The organism is Nonlabens ponticola, from assembly GCF_003966335.1.
GTDB lineage: Bacteria > Bacteroidota > Bacteroidia > Flavobacteriales > Flavobacteriaceae > Nonlabens > Nonlabens ponticola.
In genome coordinates, this window is the sequence record NZ_CP034549.1 from 2,082,191 (window position 1) to 2,101,394 (window position 19,204).

Annotated in this window: 22 protein-coding genes; 13 read left to right on the forward strand and 9 right to left on the reverse strand. The window is 40.6% G+C overall.

Annotated features, from left to right (window positions below):
* Positions 1 to 124 precede the first annotated feature (124 nt).
* The 3 genes from EJ995_RS09445 (at position 125) to EJ995_RS09455 (ending at position 2,487) form a co-directional block, all read left to right on the forward strand.
* Complete coding sequence (locus tag EJ995_RS09445) at positions 125 to 1,369, forward strand: ABC transporter permease (RefSeq protein WP_126447909.1); 1,245 nt, start codon at positions 125 to 127, stop codon at positions 1,367 to 1,369.
* A gap of 75 nt (positions 1,370 to 1,444) precedes the next feature.
* Positions 1,445 to 1,732, forward strand: coding sequence for a hypothetical protein (locus tag EJ995_RS09450; protein ID WP_126447910.1), 288 nt, complete (start codon positions 1,445 to 1,447; stop codon positions 1,730 to 1,732).
* A gap of 215 nt (positions 1,733 to 1,947) precedes the next feature.
* Positions 1,948 to 2,487, forward strand: coding sequence for a methylated-DNA--[protein]-cysteine S-methyltransferase (locus EJ995_RS09455; protein WP_126447911.1), 540 nt, complete (start codon positions 1,948 to 1,950; stop codon positions 2,485 to 2,487).
* On the opposite strand, the gene EJ995_RS09460 is transcribed toward EJ995_RS09455, so the two are convergent.
* The 4 genes from EJ995_RS09460 to rpsF form a co-directional block, all read right to left on the reverse strand.
* Positions 2,484 to 2,978, reverse strand: coding sequence for a DUF6495 family protein (locus EJ995_RS09460; RefSeq protein WP_126447913.1), 495 nt, complete (start codon positions 2,976 to 2,978; stop codon positions 2,484 to 2,486). The genes EJ995_RS09455 and EJ995_RS09460 overlap by 4 nt on opposite strands.
* A 63-nt stretch (positions 2,979 to 3,041) precedes the next feature.
* Positions 3,042 to 3,494 (reverse strand): 50S ribosomal protein L9, encoded by a 453-nt coding sequence (gene rplI / locus EJ995_RS09465; protein WP_126447915.1) that lies wholly within the window; start codon positions 3,492 to 3,494, stop codon positions 3,042 to 3,044.
* A gap of 18 nt (positions 3,495 to 3,512) precedes the next feature.
* Positions 3,513 to 3,809, reverse strand: a complete 297-nt coding sequence (gene rpsR, locus EJ995_RS09470; RefSeq protein WP_126447917.1) for a 30S ribosomal protein S18 — start codon at positions 3,807 to 3,809, stop codon at positions 3,513 to 3,515.
* Positions 3,810 to 3,811: 2 nt separating this feature from the next.
* On the reverse strand, positions 3,812 to 4,156 hold the full coding sequence (gene rpsF, locus EJ995_RS09475; protein WP_126447919.1) for a 30S ribosomal protein S6: 345 nt from the start codon (positions 4,154 to 4,156) through the stop codon (positions 3,812 to 3,814).
* A gap of 210 nt (positions 4,157 to 4,366) precedes the next feature.
* On the opposite strand from rpsF, the gene EJ995_RS09480 reads away from it, so the two are divergent.
* Both EJ995_RS09480 and EJ995_RS09485 read left to right on the forward strand, forming a co-directional pair.
* A complete protein-coding gene (locus EJ995_RS09480) occupies positions 4,367 to 5,071 on the forward strand; it encodes a LytR/AlgR family response regulator transcription factor (protein ID WP_126447921.1) in 705 nt (234 codons plus the stop codon).
* A gap of 56 nt (positions 5,072 to 5,127) precedes the next feature.
* Positions 5,128 to 5,850, forward strand: a complete 723-nt coding sequence (locus EJ995_RS09485) for an alpha/beta fold hydrolase (RefSeq protein WP_126447922.1) — start codon at positions 5,128 to 5,130, stop codon at positions 5,848 to 5,850.
* Positions 5,851 to 5,972: 122 nt separating this feature from the next.
* Here the strand turns inward: EJ995_RS09485 and priA are convergent, their stop codons facing one another.
* The 5 genes from priA to nadC form a co-directional block, all read right to left on the reverse strand.
* Positions 5,973 to 8,423, reverse strand: coding sequence for a replication restart helicase PriA (priA, locus tag EJ995_RS09490; RefSeq protein WP_126447924.1), 2,451 nt, complete (start codon positions 8,421 to 8,423; stop codon positions 5,973 to 5,975).
* Between the two features lie 68 nt (positions 8,424 to 8,491).
* Positions 8,492 to 8,908, reverse strand: a complete 417-nt coding sequence (locus EJ995_RS09495) for a DUF2147 domain-containing protein (RefSeq protein WP_126447926.1) — start codon at positions 8,906 to 8,908, stop codon at positions 8,492 to 8,494.
* A 60-nt stretch (positions 8,909 to 8,968) separates the two neighbouring features.
* Positions 8,969 to 9,532, reverse strand: coding sequence for a chalcone isomerase family protein (locus EJ995_RS09500; protein WP_126447928.1), 564 nt, complete (start codon positions 9,530 to 9,532; stop codon positions 8,969 to 8,971).
* A gap of 29 nt (positions 9,533 to 9,561) precedes the next feature.
* Complete coding sequence (locus EJ995_RS09505; RefSeq protein WP_126447930.1) at positions 9,562 to 10,491, reverse strand: YihY/virulence factor BrkB family protein; 930 nt, start codon at positions 10,489 to 10,491, stop codon at positions 9,562 to 9,564.
* Positions 10,484 to 11,353: a carboxylating nicotinate-nucleotide diphosphorylase gene (gene nadC / locus EJ995_RS09510; protein ID WP_126447932.1), complete on the reverse strand. Its 870-nt coding sequence runs from the start codon at positions 11,351 to 11,353 to the stop codon at positions 10,484 to 10,486. Before nadC ends, EJ995_RS09505 begins: the two co-directional genes overlap by 8 nt.
* Before the next feature lie 78 nt (positions 11,354 to 11,431).
* On the opposite strand from nadC, the gene rlmH reads away from it, so the two are divergent.
* The 8 genes from rlmH (at position 11,432) to scpA (ending at position 19,171) form a co-directional block, all read left to right on the forward strand.
* Entirely contained in the window at positions 11,432 to 11,905 is a 474-nt protein-coding gene (rlmH, locus tag EJ995_RS09515; protein WP_126447934.1) for a 23S rRNA (pseudouridine(1915)-N(3))-methyltransferase RlmH, read from the forward strand.
* Positions 11,906 to 11,985: 80 nt separating this feature from the next.
* Positions 11,986 to 13,656, forward strand: a complete 1,671-nt coding sequence (locus tag EJ995_RS09520) for an FAD-dependent oxidoreductase (protein ID WP_126447937.1) — start codon at positions 11,986 to 11,988, stop codon at positions 13,654 to 13,656.
* Between the two features lie 42 nt (positions 13,657 to 13,698).
* The gene (udk, locus tag EJ995_RS09525) at positions 13,699 to 14,307 is read left to right on the forward strand and encodes a uridine kinase (protein WP_126447939.1); all 609 of its coding nucleotides are present in this window, start codon (positions 13,699 to 13,701) and stop codon (positions 14,305 to 14,307) included.
* Positions 14,308 to 14,325: 18 nt separating this feature from the next.
* Positions 14,326 to 14,664 carry an FtsB family cell division protein gene (locus EJ995_RS09530; protein WP_126447941.1) on the forward strand — a complete coding sequence of 113 codons (339 nt, stop codon included), beginning with the start codon at positions 14,326 to 14,328 and terminating at the stop codon, positions 14,662 to 14,664.
* Positions 14,654 to 16,051, forward strand: coding sequence for a methylmalonyl-CoA mutase subunit beta (locus EJ995_RS09535; protein WP_126447943.1), 1,398 nt, complete (start codon positions 14,654 to 14,656; stop codon positions 16,049 to 16,051). Before EJ995_RS09530 ends, EJ995_RS09535 begins: the two co-directional genes overlap by 11 nt.
* A 92-nt stretch (positions 16,052 to 16,143) precedes the next feature.
* A complete protein-coding gene (locus tag EJ995_RS09540; RefSeq protein WP_126447945.1) occupies positions 16,144 to 16,533 on the forward strand; it encodes a DUF5004 domain-containing protein in 390 nt (129 codons plus the stop codon).
* Between the two features lie 44 nt (positions 16,534 to 16,577).
* Complete coding sequence (locus EJ995_RS09545) at positions 16,578 to 17,039, forward strand: hypothetical protein (protein WP_126447947.1); 462 nt, start codon at positions 16,578 to 16,580, stop codon at positions 17,037 to 17,039.
* Between the two features lie 2 nt (positions 17,040 to 17,041).
* Positions 17,042 to 19,171, forward strand: coding sequence for a methylmalonyl-CoA mutase (scpA, locus tag EJ995_RS09550; RefSeq protein ID WP_126447949.1), 2,130 nt, complete (start codon positions 17,042 to 17,044; stop codon positions 19,169 to 19,171).
* The last annotated feature ends 33 nt before the right edge of the window (positions 19,172 to 19,204 follow it).

Genomic DNA, 19,204 nt, shown 5'->3' on the forward strand with positions numbered 1-19,204 from the left:
AGTGCAAATATAAAAAGCTAGAACCGTACCTACACGACGATCATGTTCTAATACAGGAGAGTCATCACTTTAATTATTCTCTGTATTACTGTAACTTTTACCATTGTAAACAGTCAAACAAACCATGAAGGGATTACTACGCGAGAATATTAGTATTGCTCAAGGAAGCATCAAGGGTCAACTGCTTCGCACCATTCTTACGGTTTTTATTATTGCTATAGGTATCACGGCACTTGTAGGTATCTTGAGTGCGGTCAATGCGCTAGAAACCAACTTAGCAAGTGGATTTTCTGGAATAGGAACTAATACGTTTAACATACAACGTTATGAACGATCGTTCAATAGACGCGGTGGCGGCGAGGAACGAAAGATAAATCCCATCATAAGTTACAGCGATGTACGAGAGTTTGAAACAAAATTTGAGTACCCTTATTCTCAGGTAGGAACCAGTTTTCAAGCCACCTCACAAGCTGAGGTAAAAAGCGGTGATGAAAAAACCAAACCTAAAGTAATTGTTACTGGAGTCAATGAAAATTACATCGAGAACAGCGGCACGACCATTCTAGAAGGTCGTGGTTTCTCAAATCTTGACATTGAGAACAACGCTCGCGTTTGCCTTATAGGTAGTGATATGGAAGATGCCTTGTTCAATGGCTTAAACCCAATTGGCCAGCAATTATCCATAAGAGGTAACAAGTTTAGAGTTATAGGTTTACTGGAAGAAAAGGGTTCTACCTTTGGTAATAATGTTGACCTTAGAGTATTGATTCCTATAGGTATCGCTCGTGGGATTTATACGGCTCCCAATATAAATTATGAATTAAGTGTCAAGGTACGCGACAAGCAGCTTTTGGAAGGTGCACAAGACCGCGCCATTGTTACTATGCGCAATGTTCGTGGACTGGAGCCGCTCGACGAAAACAACTTTGGAATTATTAAACGTGATGAATTATTGTCATCGCTTAATGAAGCAAGCACTGCACTCAACGCCGCAGCCATCATTATTAGTGTAATAACCATCTTTGGATCCAGTATCGCGCTTATGAATATCATGCTCGTATCAGTAACAGAGCGTACTAGAGAAATAGGAGTGCGCAAAGCTCTAGGTGCAAAACGTAGTACTATCTCATGGCAATTTTTTATTGAAACGCTACTTATAAGTCAATACGGCAGTATTCTAGGAATCTTATTAGGAATGTTGATCGGTTGGATTGTATCGTCAGCCGTATTTGATATACCGTTTGAAATTCCATGGGGTGCGATTATCGCAGCGACGATCATATCTATTGTAATTGCAATTTTCTCTGGTATCATACCAGCGATAAAAGCTGCAAGGCTCGATCCTATTGAGGCATTGAGATATGAATAACAACATGGATTAAGTTAGAGTTAAGCTAATTAGACTTATAAGCCTAATAGATGTATTAGCTTTAAAATAAAAATCATGAAACGTACACTACTCAACCTCTCACTATTCTCAATGATGGTCATAGGTGTTATATCTTGTGGCGACGATAAGACCAAACTTGAAAAGCTAGAAGAAGAACTTGAGCAAAGATCTGACGACCTAGAAGACGCTGCAGATGATATAGGCAACGCTGCCGAAGATATCGAGGATGCGCTCAAGAGCTTTGAAGATGCCTTACAAGAAGTTGAAAACGCCGAGGATCGCGCTGCCATACGAGAGCGCGTCAATAAGATATTTGACGAGATGGACGTGCGCTTGCAATAAGCATTTACCACGATTAAAAACCAATATCCCTAGGCGGTTGCCTAGGGATATTTTTTTTGAAGGTAATCGTTGATAAAAATACATTAGCAGATAATTTCTAATCAAATTCTCGTTTATCTAGAGTTGGTAGAACCGCGATAGTGACTACAAACTCGTAAGCTACAGAATAGGTAGATTACGATAATCACCTACCTTGTAAGTCTCTTTTGACCACTATGAAGACTGATCACATTTTCATACAGCAATTTAAATCCAGGTTTGGCAAGTTGATCATAGGCGTTCACAATGATAAGTTATGCCTGTGCGACTGGAAATATCGAGCAAAAAGACAGCAAATAGATGAACGCATAAAGCAATATCTCAATGCAGAATTTGTGCAAAAAAATCATGAGCTGATAGATGAGACCGTCAATCAGCTTAATAAATATTTTATTGGAGATCTTCGATCATTTACAGTACCCATAAAATTGAGTGGTACCGACTTTCAAAAAAGTGTTTGGAATGATTTAATGACGATTCCTTACGGCAAGACTTTGTCGTATGGTCAGCTTTCGCGAAAGCGTAACAATCCTAAAAGCATTAGAGCAATCGCCGCAGCAAACAGTGCAAACGCCATATCGATCCTCATACCTTGTCATAGAATTATAGGCAGCGATGGCTCATTGGTAGGCTATGCTGGTGGCTTAAAAGCAAAAGAACAATTACTAAAATTGGAAGGCGTGGACTTAACTAACGGTCAGCAACAGCTGTTCTAAAAACCATTTTTCTCATTACCCATTTCCATGAGGTCGTCAAAATAACGGTATAAATCACCCTTTGTAATTGAGGCGCCAGTCTCGATGAGTTTGAACTTATCAGCATTGGCATCCTCACCATAGGACTTGTTTGCTGTAAAAATCTTTACCTCTTCATCCATTAGGTTTTTTTGTAACCATTGATAGCCAGTAGACGTAGTGATATCAATTTTATCATCACCTACAATGATAGATATGAGTGACATCTGCTTTTCCTGAAGTTCAAAGAGATTCATAGTTTGCGGCGAGATATGTTCCAGGTATTGAGCGCTGGTAAGTACACGTTCCCAAACAAGATCAGAGAATATATCCAATTCATCTTCAGCTACTTGTGGTTTTTCTTTTTTAATCTTTTCCCACTCATCACCAGTAATTGATTGAGTCGCTAGAAAGGTGATAAATTCTTGATGTAGCTCTTCTAATTGTTCTTGTGTAAGTCTTCTATATTTCATGACATGCTATAAAAAAACCGTCTTAGGAAAACCCAAGACGGTAGTTGTAATTTTAGGAAGCAATTAGTTTGCTGCTCCTACTACTTCAAAAGTAAATGTTGTCTGTACTGCTCTGTGAAAACGTACGGTTGCTTCATATTGTCCTAAACGCTTGATGTTACCACCAGCGATAGAGATAAACTTCTTGTCGATCTCGATACCTTCTTTTGCAAGTGCATCAGATACATCTGCTGTTGTAACAGATCCAAAGAGTTTATCACCTTCTCCAGCTTTTGCAGTCATTTTAAGGTCAAGATCTGAAAGTTTATCAGCTTGTTTCTGCGCTGCCTTGATATTTGATTCTTCTTTGTGAGCGCGCTGCTTTAATGTTTCTGCAAGTTGCTTCTTTGCTCCGGTCGTTGCCATTGTAGCAAGACCTTGTGGTATTAAGAAGTTGCGACCATAACCAGGCTTAACTGTAACCACGTCGTCAGTAAAACCTAAGTGTTCTACGTCTTTTTTTAATATTAGTTCCATTCTATAAGTCTGATTAAATTATTTTAAAAGGTCTCCTACGTATGGCATAAGAGCTAGGTGGCGAGCACGCTTAACAGCTACTGCTACCTTGCGCTGATACTTAAGTGATGTACCTGTCAAACGACGTGGTAACAATTTACCTTGCTCGTTTACTAGTCCCATCAAGAAATCAGGATCCTTGTAATCTATGTATTTAATACCACTGCGTTGAAAACGGCAGTACTTTTTTCTCTCTTGAGTCTCTATCTTTAAAGGAGACAGGTAACGTATGTCACCGTCCTTTTTACCTTTAGCTTGTTGTTGTAATGTTGCCATGATTAAGCTTTTGATTTTTTAGACATTCTACTTCTTCTCTTCTCTGCCCACTCAATAGCATATTTATCAAGTCTTACAGTAAGGTAACGCATGATGCGCTCATCACGACGGAACTCAGTCTCATAATCGTTGATGATCTCACCAGGAGCTTCAAATTGGAAAAGGTGGTAGAAACCACTTTTCTTGTTCTCGATTGCATAGGCTAGTTTTTTCAAGCCCCAATCTTCTTTAGCTACCATTTTGGCACCTCGCTCAGTAAGGAAATTCTCAAACTTCTTTACTGTTTCCTTTACCTGGTCATCAGATAAAACGGGATTCAAAATGAAAACAGTTTCGTATTGATTCATAATTTGTTATTTTAAACGGTTGCAAAAATACTTCTTTTCTACATTTTACACAATAATAAATTTTAAGCAGATTTCTCCTTTTGCAGGCTTTAATCAGCGATAATGATGATTCGTTATAGAACTTATAAAAATCGATTAAATACATTTATTACTTGCAAAACCAATTTAAACATATTAGTATTGTATGGTTAACTTAATTTGGGGAAATAGATGACTGATACTATACTTAAGTGTTTTGTAGTAGATGATTCCAGCATTCAAAGGCTGGCAATTGTTAAACTCATTGAGAATCACCCCAATCTCAAGCTTTCAGGAGAATTTAGCAATGCAATAGAAACCAAGGCAGCCATCAAGGATGCTGGCGTGGATCTCATCTTTCTAGATGTGGAAATGCCTATACTCACAGGATTTGACCTACTAGATGATATAACTGAAAAACCAGGTGTCATTTTTGTAACGGGTCAAACTAAGTATGCTTTCAAAGCATTTGACTATGCCGCCATTGACTATCTACAGAAGCCCATAAAAAAAGACCGTTTTCTATACGCAGTAGAACGTGCCCTACTTTCTCACAAGATGCGCAACGAGATGGTCGAGGATAAGGGTGAGTTCATCTTTGTCAAGAGTAATTTAAAAAAACGTAAAGTTTACCTCAACGACCTTAAGTTTATTCAGGCATTAGGCGATTACGTAAAACTAATTACCGAAAATGAGAGCCTAGTAGTTCTTTCTACCATGAAAGCCTTTGAGCAACAATTACCTAAAGAAGACTTCTTGCGCATTCACAAATCCTACATCGTGAACTTGAAACGTGTTGAAAAATTCAACAGCAAGGCGGTAGAGCTTGATAACGAGGTACTTCCATTGAGCCGAAACCGCAAGTCAGAGTTAGTTGAGGCGCTGTCGCAATTTTAATTTTCCAATTCTAATAGAGGATTTTACAGATGCAGGTGGCGTCATGATATTCTATTATGAAAAAGTATGTAAAACTTATAGGGATTGTCTGGATTCTAGCCGGATTCAGCTTCTTTGTTTACATGTACTTCACATTTATGGCACAAGGTGTAAATGCAGATGTACACAGCGATACTAAAGTAGTTTCCGTTACCCGATCTTCTAACTTTGATCTTTTTGAACCTAACGAGAATTCTAAAGGAACCATTTTCTTTTTTCCTGGTGCGCTAGTTGATCCAGCAGCCTATGCTCCTATTTGCCGTGAGCTTTCTCTAAATAATTACAAGACATACCTAATTCACATGCCTTGGCGCATGGCTAGTCTGGGATACCAGTCAATACTTGAGGATAGTCTTATAGTAAAGGAAGAAAATAATATTTTAATTGGTCATTCTCAAGGCGCCAAAATGGCCGCCCAGTTTACCCAAGAACATCCAGAGCTGATAAATGGACTGGTTTTATTGGGAACCACACATCCACGAGATTACGCTCTAACGGCAAACGATGTTCAGGTGCTCAAGATTTATGGCGGCAATGATCAAGTAGCACCAGTAGATAAAGTATTGCTAAACAAAGTAAACCTTCCTGAGCACACGATTTATGAAGAAATTGATGGTGGAAATCATTCTCAATTTGGACACTACGGGCAACAAATTGGCGATGGCTCTGCCTCTATCTCTCGTGAAAAACAACAGGAGAAAACCATCAATCATATTCTTCAATTTCTGGAAAATCTTTGACCTTCAAGATTTAAAATAGAAACACGTTATAATGACATTTTGCTGTGGAAATGCTTTTAGAATATTCCGCTTTCGCGAAAGCGTAAACACGAATAACCAAATCACAATAGCTAAATTATCTACTAATAACAATCTACATCAATAATACAACGCACTGACCTGAAAGCTTTAGCAGCTTCAAAACTGCGTTTTACTTTATTAATAAAAGCTTTTACCGCTGCTGGATTTTGCTGCTTATTCATTTTTACTAGGACGTTGATCAGGTACAGATTTCTTACACGAGAAACTGGTGGGAATTCTGGACCCAGCACCTCAACGCCATGATCCAGCTGATTTAGTGCGCCCACAAACCACTCGCCTGCTTGCAGCGTGAGCTGGTAATTACGATGCTTCAACGTGATGCGTATCAATCGCTCGTATGGTGGATATTTAAACTGATACCTATCGTAAAGCTGTTCCTTGAACATAGTCGCATAGTCATACGTACTCACCTGTTGCATGATCCTATGTTCTGGATGGTATGTTTGTATAAGCACTTGACCGCGCTTTGACGTACGGCCGGCACGACCTGCTACTTGAGTTAATAATTGAAAGCAACGCTCGTGCGCTCTAAAGTCAGGAAAATTAAGCATGGTATCTGCATTGAGGACACCAACCAGCGACACTTGACGAAAGTCCAAACCCTTGGTCAACATTTGCGTTCCTACCAGACAATCGACTTCTTTATTTTCTACTTTTTCTATCAGTTTTTGGTAACTATGCTTACCTCTTGTAGTATCAAGATCCATCCTGGCAATCTTATAATCAGGAAATAGTTCTTTGAACTCTTCCTCAATCTGTTCAGTTCCAAAACCTTTGGTATCAATCTCTACGCTACTACAGGCTGCACATTCTTTGGGTAATAGAGTATGATATCCACAATAATGACAACGCAGCTCATTGCGGTGCTGATGCACAGTAAGACTTACATCACAATTAGGGCACTGTGGCGCATGACCACAGGTGTTGCATTCTAATACAGGAGCAAAACCGCGCCTATTTTGAAACAAAATCACCTGTTCTTGATTCTTAAACGCTGTTTCCATCTGTTCAATCAACGTGTCAGAAAAGTGATGCTGCATTCTTTTTTTACGATGCTTTTCTTTGATATCTACCAGCTGTATGGCTGGCATCAATACATTATTGAATCGTTTTTTAAGCTCAACGAGATCATATTTCCCAGTAGTTGCATTATGATAAGTTTCTAGCGCTGGCGTGGCACTACCCATGAGTACGTTTGCTTGTTTGATTTTGGCAAGAACTACAGCAGCGTCGCGAGCATGATATCGCGGTGCTGGGTCAAACTGTTTGAAACTGGTCTCATGCTCCTCATCAACAATGATTAGCTTGAGATTCTGGTAAGGCAATAACACCGCGCTGCGCGCTCCTATCACCACATAGGGTTCTTCATCATTAAGAACATGATTCCATACTTCTTGACGCTCATTGGTGGTATATCTCGAGTGATAGACCAGCACTTGATGCTTGAAAAAATATTGAAGCCTAGCAATCAATTGCGTGGTCAAGGCAATCTCTGGTAACAAATAAAGAACCTGCTCACCTCGATCTAATGCTTCCTTGATGAGATGCACATAAATCTCGGTCTTACCGCTGCTAGTGACGCCATGCAACAAACACACCTTGTCATTCTCAAAACTGGTTCTGATTTGTTCTAAAGCAGTTTGCTGATATTCATTGAGCTCATAAGTATCGCTACCTGCTTGCTCGTCCATAAGCATGCGACTTACCTCTTGCTCAGTCTCAATCAGGATGTTCTTTTCGATCAAGGTTTTAATAATTGCACGACTAGTACCAGCTCGTTTCTCAAGTTCTTTGCTTTTGACCAATTTATTGCTGGTTCCCATTATAAATAAGGTCATGATGACCTCGCGCTGTTTGGGCGCACGCGATAGTTCGTCTAGCAAGACTTTAAGCGTTTCCTCATCCTGATACTCTGCCGCTAGCTGGATGTACTTCTCAGTTTTTGCACTATAAGAGTTGGTCATTTCTTCTTGTAGAAGAATGGCGCCTTTGGCAAGCATGTTTTTTAGAATAGGTAATACTGTTTTGCGATCAAGTATCGCGATTACATCGTCAATCTTTAGTGCCTTGCGATGTTCTAGTGCTTCTAGCACAAGAAACTCTTGATCTGTGAGGTCGCTCTCATCAAAGCTGCCTTCTTCATCGCGCTGTATGATAGTCTCGCTTTCCAGCAATAAGGATCGCGGCATGGCCGCGCGCATTACTTGACCTACACTACACATGTAGTAGGATGCTATCCATTCCCAAAACTTGATTTGATCTTTATGAACCACTGGCTCATCATCAATGATAAACTCAATGTCCTTGATCTCATACGTGGCTTTCACATCATTGCGCACGGCGATAGCAATACCTGTATAAAGTCTCGATTTGCCAAATGGAACGGCAATCCGCATTCCTGGTTTGATAACCTCAGCCTCGGCAGCATTGATGCGATAAGAGAAGTATCGATCTAGCGGTAATGGTAGAACAACATCTAGAAAATAGGCCATAAAAAAATCGGTTATGTAAAAATAACCGATCTATAAATGTTGCCTATTATTAAAACTACAATTTTACTTTAAAGACGCTGCCATTGTTGCGTGCGATAAAAAAATGCTACATAACCACGTACATTAAGTGTGTTCTTATCCTCAAGCCAGATTTTACAGTCATATGATTTACCATTTTTGGGGTCGATCACAGTACCATCCTCATATTTATCGCCATCTTTCTCTAGCCCATACATGATGACCATTCCTTCAATAGGTTGATCCTTGCGTGATCCTGGGCAATAAACACATAAAGCAGGATCTGGCGCATCTGGGTCAAGAACCTTGAGAACTTTACCCTTGATCTGGTCACCGTCACGATAGATTTCTACATGAGACATTACATTACCAGTATTATCGTCGATGGTTTTCCAGGTTCCTGTGACGTCTTGAGAGTTAGCTTTCGCGAAAGCAAAACACAACAAAACCGCAACTACATATTTCATAATTCTAGGGTATTAAAAAGCCCATGAAGACATGGGCTTTGATATTATAAATAAAGATAATTACTTACCTAAAAGACCATCTTTAAGATCGTCATCTGCTGGCTTATCGCCCAACCATATACCGAATAGAGCTTTTTTGAAGTCCATTCCTTCAATCGTTCCTAAAAGTGCGCCGTTCTTATGCACCATTGTTCCTTTACCAGGCACATAGGATAACTGAAACTCGTTACCACTCACGATAGGCTTATTGAAGAAACCGATGAATTTATCAATCTTAGGTTGCAATGCCTTACGTTCTGCCTTTGAGGTACTAGCTTGAAAACCTTCTTCTACAGAGCTAATCATCTTATCTTGAGTTACTAATTTACTCACGATATCTAATGTAATAGCCATAAACTCGTCGGCATTTACAATTGCTTTACCATCAGAAGATTTTGTAGTAGTATAAAGACCACCTACATAAAGATCGATCCATAATTTCTCGCGCAGACCAGCACCGTTAAGCATGAGTTCCTTACCATCAACGGTAACAGATTTCTCAACAGTAACGTCTTCTACAACGATCTGTGCATCAGCAGTATAAATTCCCATAAATGCCACAGCAACAAGAAGTAATTTTTTCATTTTATAAATTTTAGTTGTTTAAATATACACTATACTTTCAAATTCCGTGCCTTTAATGATCTTATGGATGCATTAAGCTCGTATCCCAGCAATAATAGGTTTGCATTGAGCCATATATAGATCATTAAAATGATCAACGCGCCTATGGATCCATATATCTCATTGTAGGAAGCAAAATTATCTAGGTAAATACCGTATAAATAAGAAATGATAATGATCAAAACGGTTGTCATCACAGAACCTATTGAAAAGAAATGTGTATCACGTCCTTCCTTAGTTCCTGTATAGTATAGAGTCGCTACAAATAAATAGAGTAAAAGAATTGCCGTAGAAATCCTGATGATGATAAGCCAGATCTCAGTAGAGCTTTGAGTCATAAAATCTTGTGCCCGCAAGTCATTGATCCAGAATTCAAACGTACCCGTGATAATAACCATTACTAATAAAAACAACGATAATAATAAAGACACACCTACTGATATAATGTATTGCCTGATCATATTACGGTTAAAAGAGCTATGGTAACTGCGCTCAAAACCGTCAAAGACCGCATTGATACCGTTGCTCATAAAGAACAATGAGGTCACAAACGATATCGTCAATAGACCTGTGTTTTCTTGCAGCGCTATCTCTCTAAAAATATTATCAAAAGAACCTGCAGCCTGCGCTGGCAATAAATCATTGACAAAAGAGAGAAATTCTATCTGAAAATCATCAATAGGCACAAACGGTATCAAATTCAAAATAAAGATGATAAACGGAAAAATGGCCATGAAGAAACTGTAGCTTATAGCACTGGCACGCAGTGTAAAAGCACCTTGGACAATACCTACACTATAAGTTTCCCACAGATCATAGGCAGTCATACCTTCAAATCCTGGCAAACGTGCACGGCTACTTACGGCCACAAGCCAAGAAATTACAGGTATTCTATCCAGTATTTCCTTAAGTTTACTCATGCACTGCTTTAAGACTCAAATCCAAATTGTAAACACTATGTGTAAGTGCGCCGCTTGAGATGTAATCAACGCCGCATTCTGCATACTGGCGTACGGTATCGAGTGTGATGCCGCCACTACTTTCGGTTAGGCACTTATCGCCTATTAATTTGACAGCCGCTCGTGTATCCTCATAATTAAAGTTGTCGATAAGAATACGATAAACATGCTCGTGGGATTCCAGTATTTCCTTTATCTCTTCCATATCTCGCGCCTCTACAATAATTTTCAAGTCACGACCTAGCTCTTCAAGGTAAGCTACCGTCTTGCGTATTGCCTGCGTGATGCCACCAGCAAAATCAATGTGGTTGTCTTTAAGCATAATCACATCGTACAATCCTTGACGATGATTGACGCCACCACCTATATGTACTGCCCACTTTTCCAACAGCCTTATTCCTGGTGTGGTTTTTCTGGTGTCCAGAATCTTAGTTCCAGTACCTTCAAGTTTCTCAACAAAGGTTTTGGTTTTGGTAGCAATCGCACTCATACGTTGCATGCTGTTCAGTACAAATCTTTCTGCCAGCAATATGGATTGAGATGATCCAGATACATGAAATACCTCATCACCATGCGTTACTTGATCACCGTCGTTAAAACACGTGGCAATTTTTATGTTGGGGTCGACTTTGTGGAATACCGCTTTCGCGAAAGCTACACCAGCAACAACACCTGTGTCTTTGACTAGCAACCGTGCTTTGCCCATAGCACTTGCAGGGATGCATGCGAGACTGCTGTGATCGCCGTCACCTACATCTTCTCGTATGGCATTAGCGATGATACGATCTTGTTCCCTTTCAAATTGGGAGCCACTATATTTCATAAATGGAATGGTTATTACCTCAAAAGTAATTAGGAATAAGGCAATCACCACATATTTAAAGAATTTACCTTTGCGTTTATGAAAATCACCTTGCTTGCCGTAGGAAAAACTGATGACCAGCGCATTGCAGACCTAACTGATGTGTACGTGCGGCGCTTAGGTCATTATATAGACTTTGAGTTACTCATAATTCCAGACCTCAAACGCACAAAAAACCTGAGCGAAGACCAGCAAAAGTCAAAAGAAGGTGAGATTATTATTAAACAGTTGGAAAAAAGTGACTTTGTCACTTTGCTAGATGAAAAAGGAAAACAGATGTCCAGCATGCAATTTGCTCAATTGATCAATAAACGAAGCGTAGCAGGATTGAAACGACTGGTATTTGTAATTGGTGGCCCGTACGGATTTTCAAGCGATGTCTACGATCGAGCCAACTCAAAATTGAGTCTAAGCAGCATGACTTTTTCACATCAAATGGTGCGCTTATTTGCTGTCGAGCAACTTTATAGAGCGTTCACTATCCTCAAGAATGAACCTTATCATCACGAGTAGATTCTGACTGGTAAAAAATCGCAAACTATCGTACTTTTATAGGAACCAGCAACCCATCAATTTGCTGTTGTCTACTATTCATGAAAGATCCACGATTTCCCGAACTTACTGCACGCCAAATAAAGATTTTAAAAGAATACGGCGAGGTAAAATCCTTTGATAAACCAGAACGCATCTTCTCGCTGGGTGAACAGCGTTATAAATTCTTTGTCGTTCTTGATGGCGTCGTCAATATTGAAGATCCAACTAACGACAACAAGATTATTGTAGAACATGGCAAAAATGAGTTTACCGGTGACGCTGGAATGCTATCCAATCGTGGTGCACAATTTCATGCGGTAGCACAGCCTGGAACCAGCGTACTATCCATAAATCCAGATCGTATTCATGAGATTATTTCAAAGCACAGCGATATAAGTGACACGTTGCTTAATGCTTTTTTACAGAGACAGGAAACGGTACTCAATGAATTTACGGGCGGCTTGAAGCTTATAGGTTCTGGTAAATCCAATACGACCTATGAAATAAGAGACTTTCTTGAAAAAAATCACATCTGGCATAACTTCTTGAACGTGGATAGTTCTAAGGAAGCAGTCGAGCTATTGGATCAATTCAGCATTTGTCCAGATGACTTGCCTATCTTGATCAATGCAGATGGTAAGGTTTGCGCACAGCCCAATCTTGATGAGTTGGCTAGATACACTGGTGTATTGATGGATTTTGAAGATCGCGTCTTTGATGTGTTAGTAATAGGCGCTGGCCCATCTGGACTGGCTGCGAGCGTTTATGCAGCATCAGAAGGTTTGAGCACCGTTACCATTGATAGTAGTGCGCCAGGTGGACAGGCTGGTAAAAGTTCTAAAATTGAAAACTATTTAGGGTTTCCTACAGGTATCTCAGGAAGCGATCTTGCTAATCGTGCCTACATTCAAGCGCAAAAGTTTGGGTGTAACATATCGATCCCACATAAGGCGGAAAGTATTGAGCATACAGGCGACCATTTTATTTTGTGCGCATCTAACGGTAAGGAAATTAAAACAAGAGCTTTGGTGGCCGCGACAGGTGCCAATTACCGCAGATTGCCTGTTGATAATCTAGAGAAGTATGAAGGTAGCGGCGTTTACTATAGTGCAACAGGAATGGATGCCAGTGGTTGTGAAAATGAACTCGTAGGAATCGTTGGTGGCGGAAACAGCGCTGGACAAGCTGCTATGTTTCTGGCAAAATTTGCCAAGCACGTTCATGTGATTTTACGAGGTGATGATCTAGGTGCTAAGATGAGTGATTATCTGGTTCAACGCATTATGGCGTCTGAAAGAATCACATTGCACAAGAATACAGAGGTTACTGAACTGCATGGAGATCATTCTCTAGAAAAATGTACACTGATCACACCTGGTGGTGATGAGCAAATGGAAATTACAAACCTATTCACCTTCATAGGAGCAAAACCTTGTACAGAATGGCTGGGTGATTTGGTTGTGACAGATCCTAAAGGTTTCATTTGCACTGGACCCGATATCAGAAATACTGAGAAAAGTACCTGTAGTATTTATAAACAACGTGATCCACAATCCTTAGAAACTAGTATTCCAGGCTTTTTTGCCGTTGGTGATGTACGCAACGGTTCTGTCAAGCGTGTGGCGAGTGCCGTAGGTGAAGGTTCTATGGTAATAAGCCAGGTGCACCGATTTTTAGGAGAATTGCGTACTAATGAAAATGTAGATATGGAAGTTGCTTCCAACTCTTAAAATTCGTGCAATCCTACTACCTTTGCACAAAATTCTTTTTTCATGCTCATATTAGGAATTGCTGGTGGTACTGGTAGTGGTAAAACAACCGTGGTCAATCAGGTAGCACACGAGTATCCAGACAGCGATGTTACAGTTATATCGCAAGATTCCTATTATAAAGATACCAGTCATTTGACTTATGAGGAACGTGTCAACATTAACTTTGACCATCCTAATTCAATAGATTTTGATCTACTTGAACAACACTTGCATGAACTGCGCAAAGGAAATACAATTGAACAGCCAGTTTATTCTTTTGTGGATCATAATCGCACTCAAGAAACAGTCACCACGGCACCCAGTAAAGTTATTATTGTTGAAGGAATTTTGATATTGACGCAGCCAGCGATACGTACATTGTTCGATATCAAGGTTTATATAGACTGCGATAGTGATGAGCGATTGATCAGAAGATTAAAACGTGATATCGCAGATCGTGGTCGTGATCTTGATGAGGTTCTTGATCGTTATCAAAACACGCTCAAACCTATGCACCAGCAATTTATTGAGCCTACTAAGGCTTATGCAGATGTCATCATACCTACCAATAAAATCAACCGCGTAGGTGTTAAAATCTTACGCTCTATTCTGGACAACCGCCTAGGCTAATTTCTTACCTTAGACCTCATGAAATGGAAGGATCTGAAGCAACAATGGTACTGGAAGTATGCAACTAATAAGTACATACTTATAACTATTGTCTTTGTAATCTGGATGTTGTTCCTTGATGGCAACGCATGGCTCACATCACATCGAGCGATGGACAAGAAGATTCAAGAAAAAGAACAAACTGCAGACTTTTACATGCGTGGTATTGCGCGAGATCAAGAGCGCATCAAGCAACTCAAAGACAGCAACGGTATAGAAAAGTTTGCACGAGAGCGCTATTTAATGAAGCGAGACAATGAGGAAATCTACATCATTGAGTATGCAGATTCCATAAAAAATGAAGACGATGAGCGATAAACTATTTACAGAGTTTGATCCAGTAAGCGAGGCGCAATGGAAACAGAAAATACAGTACGATCTCAAGGGCGCGGACTATAATGAGACGCTCATAACCAAAACTCCATCGGGCATTCATATCAAGCCATTATATCTTCCAGATAGCCAGGTAGAAATGAATTTACCATCACGAGCCACGCATGATGGCGGCTGGTACATTTCGCAAAAAATCTATTGTGGCAATGCCGCCGCAGCTAATAAAAAAGCGCTGGATATACTCAATCGAGGTGCCGAAGGTTTGATCCTAGACATACCAAAGGCTGATGTTGATCTGGAACAACTCTTTGACAACCTGCCAGCAGTTGGTATTCAAGTACATCCACGGTTCATGGATTTGGATTTTTTGGACAGACTCCACAAAATTGCCCCTAATGCTTATGTGCATTTTGATATTCTACACGAGTTGGGTCATCGCGGCAATTGGTTCAAAAATCAAAAAGTTGATTTTGAAAAGCACTCAAAATTTCTAAAAAACTACAAGGGCTATTTCTCAAATATAACGATCACCACCAGTCATTATCAGCAGGCTGGAGCTACTGTAGTTCAGGAGTTGGCTTACTACGCTGCGCATTTGCATGAATATTTGAATGCTTATTGCCATGATGCTAGCTTGCAGGATGATGGTATTTATTCCGCTTTCGCGAAAGCTGACAAACGAATAAACATCGATACAACCATTGGGCCTGATTACTTCATGCAAATTGCTAAATACAGGGCTTACCGAGTCATCACCAAGTCCGTTGGAAAGCTATATGATTTGAATCTTGAAGCATACATCACGGCAACGCCTAGTTTGCGCAACAAATCACTATTGGATTACAACGTTAACCTGCTGCGCACAACAACCGAATGCATGAGTGCGGTCTTGGGTGGCGCAGATACGGTACACAACCTAGCTTATGATGCTTTCTTTCATAAGGAAAACGAATTTGGCGACAGGATCGCTCGCAATCAGTTGCTCATTCTCAAGGAAGAGGCTTACCTGAACAAAGTAGCTAACGTCGCAGATGGCACTTACTATATCAACGCACTCACTAAAGAACTGACGGAAAAGGCCATGCAAATTTTCAAAGAAATTGAAAAAGCAGGTGGTTTGGTTCAGTCGCTATTTGAAGGTACTATCCAGCGCAAGACCAAGGAAAGTGACACGTCGGAGCGTGAAAAAGTGCAAAACGGCAACCAGATCATGGTAGGTGTCAACAAATTTCCAAACACAGCGCAACCGCTGCAAAGCGAATACGAAATCCTGCCGTTTCAAAAAATTGAACATCGCAAAACCTTAGTGACGCCTATCTCATTCAAACGACTTGCCGAAGAAATAGAAAAATCAGAAATGCCGAAAAAATGATTTTAAATGTAAATATCTCAACTAACCGTTTTGCCTCAATAATTTCTAGTGTACTAGTAATCATGTTGGCAACGACTTCCTGCAAAACCGCGATGGAAACCAAGAGTCTTAAAGGAACTTGGGAGATAGTAAGCGTTATAGATGTGGATAAACAAGATGGTGTCAAAAACGTACCTAGACGAGGCGATTTTGGAAAGATCAAGATCTATTTCCATACTGGTGATACGTACAGTTTTAAAGATAAAAATGTGCTTTGGGTAGAAAGAGCTACATCTAACTGGCCGCGACCTAATTTTTGGGATATCAATGAAGATCAAGAATTGCAACTATTCTTGAGAGATCCTAACGAAATTGAGGATTTAGGTGAACTTGTCAAGTTTCAGATTGTAGATTGGGATGATGAAAAGTTTATCATTCAATCCATAAGCGATACCAGAGTTGAAAATGCTCAGGCTACACTCAAAAGAGTGAATGATAATTAAGCGGTCAAGTGGTTAAATCAATAAAGAAATATAGAATATCAGGAATGAAAGCTGTTAACAGATTTGCCTGTATATCTTGTTTCTACATATGTCTTTTATTTCTTGCTACTTCATGCCATGACAATGAATTAGAGCAGCAATTGATAGGGTCGTGGGAAGTGGTAAGCAGTGAAATAATGGAAAAACCGCTACCAGAAACAGCACCTGATGAAAATCGAGGCAACCCCAATTCCTACTTTACCATAGGCGACGGCTGGAGATTTACTGATGAAAATGATATTTATCTTTCTGGTGCGATTACAAGTCAATTATCGCCACCTCGATATTTTGAGATCGTGGGCGATCGGCTCCATCTATTTCTGCGCAGGAAAAATGAAAAGTACAGTAGTCAATATCCGCCCATGGCGACTTTTAAAACTACCATGGACAGCGACTCAACTTTGCTTGTGCAATCTTTACGCAGTGCACAGCATGAAAATGTGCAGGTGACCCTTAAGAAACAATAATTATGAGTAGAAAAGATATTTCAAACCTAGAAATCATATTTGATGACGCAACTAGCGTTTCTAAACAGGTCAATGAATCTACTTATGAGACTTCAGAAGGTATTCATCTTAAAAATCATTATTCAAAAGATGATATAGCAGATCTAGAACACCTAGAATTTGCCGCTGGAATAGCACCTAATTTACGTGGTCCCTACTCTACCATGTACGTGCGCAGACCTTGGACCATAAGGCAATACGCTGGCTTCTCTAGTGCGACAGAATCCAATGCATTTTACCGTAGAAATCTTGCTGCAGGACAAAAAGGTCTTTCTGTAGCATTTGATCTAGCCACACATCGCGGTTATGACAGCGATCATGAGCGTGTGATAGGTGACGTAGGTAAAGCTGGTGTTGCCATTGATAGTGTCGAGGATATGAAAATCCTTTTTGATCAGATACCATTGGATAAAATGTCTGTGTCCATGACCATGAACGGTGCCGTGTTGCCTATTATGGCTTTTTACATCGTGGCTGCTATGGAGCAAGAAGTTGACGTCGATAAATTAAGCGGTACGATACAGAATGATATCCTAAAGGAATTCATGGTGCGCAACACCTATATCTATCCGCCTACACCTAGTATGCAGATCATCTCCGACATTTTTGAGTACACCAGTAAGAACATGCCTAAGTTCAATTCCATCTCTATTTCTGGTTATCACATGTATGAAGCTGGTGCGACGAGTGATATTGAACTAGCCTACACACTGGCAGATGGATTAGAATATGTGCGCAAGGGTCTAGCCGCAGGAATGGACATCGACACCTTTGCACCACGCTTGTCATTCTTTTGGGCTATAGGCATGAATCACTTTATGGAAATTGCCAAGATGCGCGCAGCACGCATGCTGTGGGCAAAAATGATCAAGCAATTCAATCCTAAAAATCCCAAATCGCTGGCATTACGCACGCATTGCCAGACATCAGGCTGGTCTCTGGCAGAACAAGATCCGTTCAACAACGTTGCGCGAACAACTATCGAGGCTGCCGCTGCCGCATTTGGTGGTACGCAGAGTTTGCATACCAATGCCCTTGACGAGGCCATTGCCTTGCCTACAGATTTCAGCGCGCGTATCGCTAGGAACACGCAGATATATCTGCAGGAAGAGACTGGAATTACTAACACGGTCGATCCTTGGGCTGGCTCCTATTATGTTGAATCGCTTACCGATCAAATCGCTCACAAATCCTGGGAACTTATACAAGAAGTTGAGAAATTAGGCGGAATGACCAAGGCCATTGAGGCTGGCATTCCTAAAATGCGTATAGAAGAAGCAGCCGCCAAAAAACAGGCACGTATTGATTCAAATCAGGACGTGATTGTTGGCGTCAACAAATATCCTAGTCCAGACGAGGATCACATAGACACCCTTGAGGTGGACAACGCTGCCGTGCGCGCAGATCAAATCAACCGCCTAGAAAAGATCAAGGCAGAACGTGACAACGATAAAGTCAATGCAGCACTGGACGCTTTAACGGCACGCGCAAAGACTGGCGATGGCAATTTGCTGGAACTAGCCGTTACCGCTGCAAAGGAACGCGCCACTTTAGGTGAAATTTCAGATGCTTTGGAAAAGGAATTCGGTCGCTATCGTGCACAGATCAAGAGTGTTCAAGGTGTTTATAAAAAAGAGATTATGGATGATTCCGCTTTCGCGAAAGCGCAACAATTAGCAGACGAGTTTGCAAAAAAAGAAGGTCGTCGTCCACGCATCATGATCGCAAAAATGGGTCAAGACGGTCACGACCGTGGTGCCAAAGTAGTCGCAACAGGCTATGCAGACGTAGGATTTGACGTGGACATAGGACCACTATTCCAAACACCAGCCGAAGCAGCCAAACAAGCCGTGGAAAATGATGTGCATGTTCTAGGTGTTTCCTCACTTGCGGCAGGTCACAAAACACTTGTACCACAAGTCATGGCAGAGCTCAAGAAGTATGGCCGCGACGACATCATGATTATAGTTGGCGGCGTGATACCGCGAAAAGACTATGAATTCCTATTTGAATGCGGCGTGGCAGCAGTCTTTGGCCCTGGTACTAAGATCAGTGATGCGGCAATTGATATATTGACGTTGCTGGAAGCCTAGAATTATGTTGCTGTAACATATCAGCTTTTTTCC

Coding starts and splice junctions, on each gene's coding strand:
- EJ995_RS09500 (WP_126447928.1), bottom strand. CDS start 9,532: ATGAAAAAATTACTTCTTGTTGCTGTGGCATTTATGGGAATTTATACT.
- EJ995_RS09455 (WP_126447911.1), top strand. CDS start 1,948: ATGAAGACTGATCACATTTTCATACAGCAATTTAAATCCAGGTTTGGC.
- EJ995_RS09495 (WP_126447926.1), bottom strand. CDS start 8,908: ATGAAATATGTAGTTGCGGTTTTGTTGTGTTTTGCTTTCGCGAAAGCT.
- rplI (WP_126447915.1), bottom strand. CDS start 3,494: ATGGAACTAATATTAAAAAAAGACGTAGAACACTTAGGTTTTACTGAC.
- udk (WP_126447939.1), top strand. CDS start 13,699: ATGCTCATATTAGGAATTGCTGGTGGTACTGGTAGTGGTAAAACAACC.
- scpA (WP_126447949.1), top strand. CDS start 17,042: ATGAGTAGAAAAGATATTTCAAACCTAGAAATCATATTTGATGACGCA.
- priA (WP_126447924.1), bottom strand. CDS start 8,423: ATGGCCTATTTTCTAGATGTTGTTCTACCATTACCGCTAGATCGATAC.
- rlmH (WP_126447934.1), top strand. CDS start 11,432: ATGAAAATCACCTTGCTTGCCGTAGGAAAAACTGATGACCAGCGCATT.
- EJ995_RS09445 (WP_126447909.1), top strand. CDS start 125: ATGAAGGGATTACTACGCGAGAATATTAGTATTGCTCAAGGAAGCATC.
- nadC (WP_126447932.1), bottom strand. CDS start 11,353: ATGAAATATAGTGGCTCCCAATTTGAAAGGGAACAAGATCGTATCATC.
- EJ995_RS09505 (WP_126447930.1), bottom strand. CDS start 10,491: ATGAGTAAACTTAAGGAAATACTGGATAGAATACCTGTAATTTCTTGG.
- EJ995_RS09450 (WP_126447910.1), top strand. CDS start 1,445: ATGAAACGTACACTACTCAACCTCTCACTATTCTCAATGATGGTCATA.
- EJ995_RS09535 (WP_126447943.1), top strand. CDS start 14,654: ATGAGCGATAAACTATTTACAGAGTTTGATCCAGTAAGCGAGGCGCAA.
- EJ995_RS09530 (WP_126447941.1), top strand. CDS start 14,326: ATGAAATGGAAGGATCTGAAGCAACAATGGTACTGGAAGTATGCAACT.
- EJ995_RS09520 (WP_126447937.1), top strand. CDS start 11,986: ATGAAAGATCCACGATTTCCCGAACTTACTGCACGCCAAATAAAGATT.
- rpsF (WP_126447919.1), bottom strand. CDS start 4,156: ATGAATCAATACGAAACTGTTTTCATTTTGAATCCCGTTTTATCTGAT.
- EJ995_RS09545 (WP_126447947.1), top strand. CDS start 16,578: ATGAAAGCTGTTAACAGATTTGCCTGTATATCTTGTTTCTACATATGT.
- EJ995_RS09540 (WP_126447945.1), top strand. CDS start 16,144: ATGGAAACCAAGAGTCTTAAAGGAACTTGGGAGATAGTAAGCGTTATA.
- rpsR (WP_126447917.1), bottom strand. CDS start 3,809: ATGGCAACATTACAACAACAAGCTAAAGGTAAAAAGGACGGTGACATA.
- EJ995_RS09480 (WP_126447921.1), top strand. CDS start 4,367: ATGACTGATACTATACTTAAGTGTTTTGTAGTAGATGATTCCAGCATT.
- EJ995_RS09485 (WP_126447922.1), top strand. CDS start 5,128: ATGAAAAAGTATGTAAAACTTATAGGGATTGTCTGGATTCTAGCCGGA.
- EJ995_RS09460 (WP_126447913.1), bottom strand. CDS start 2,978: ATGAAATATAGAAGACTTACACAAGAACAATTAGAAGAGCTACATCAA.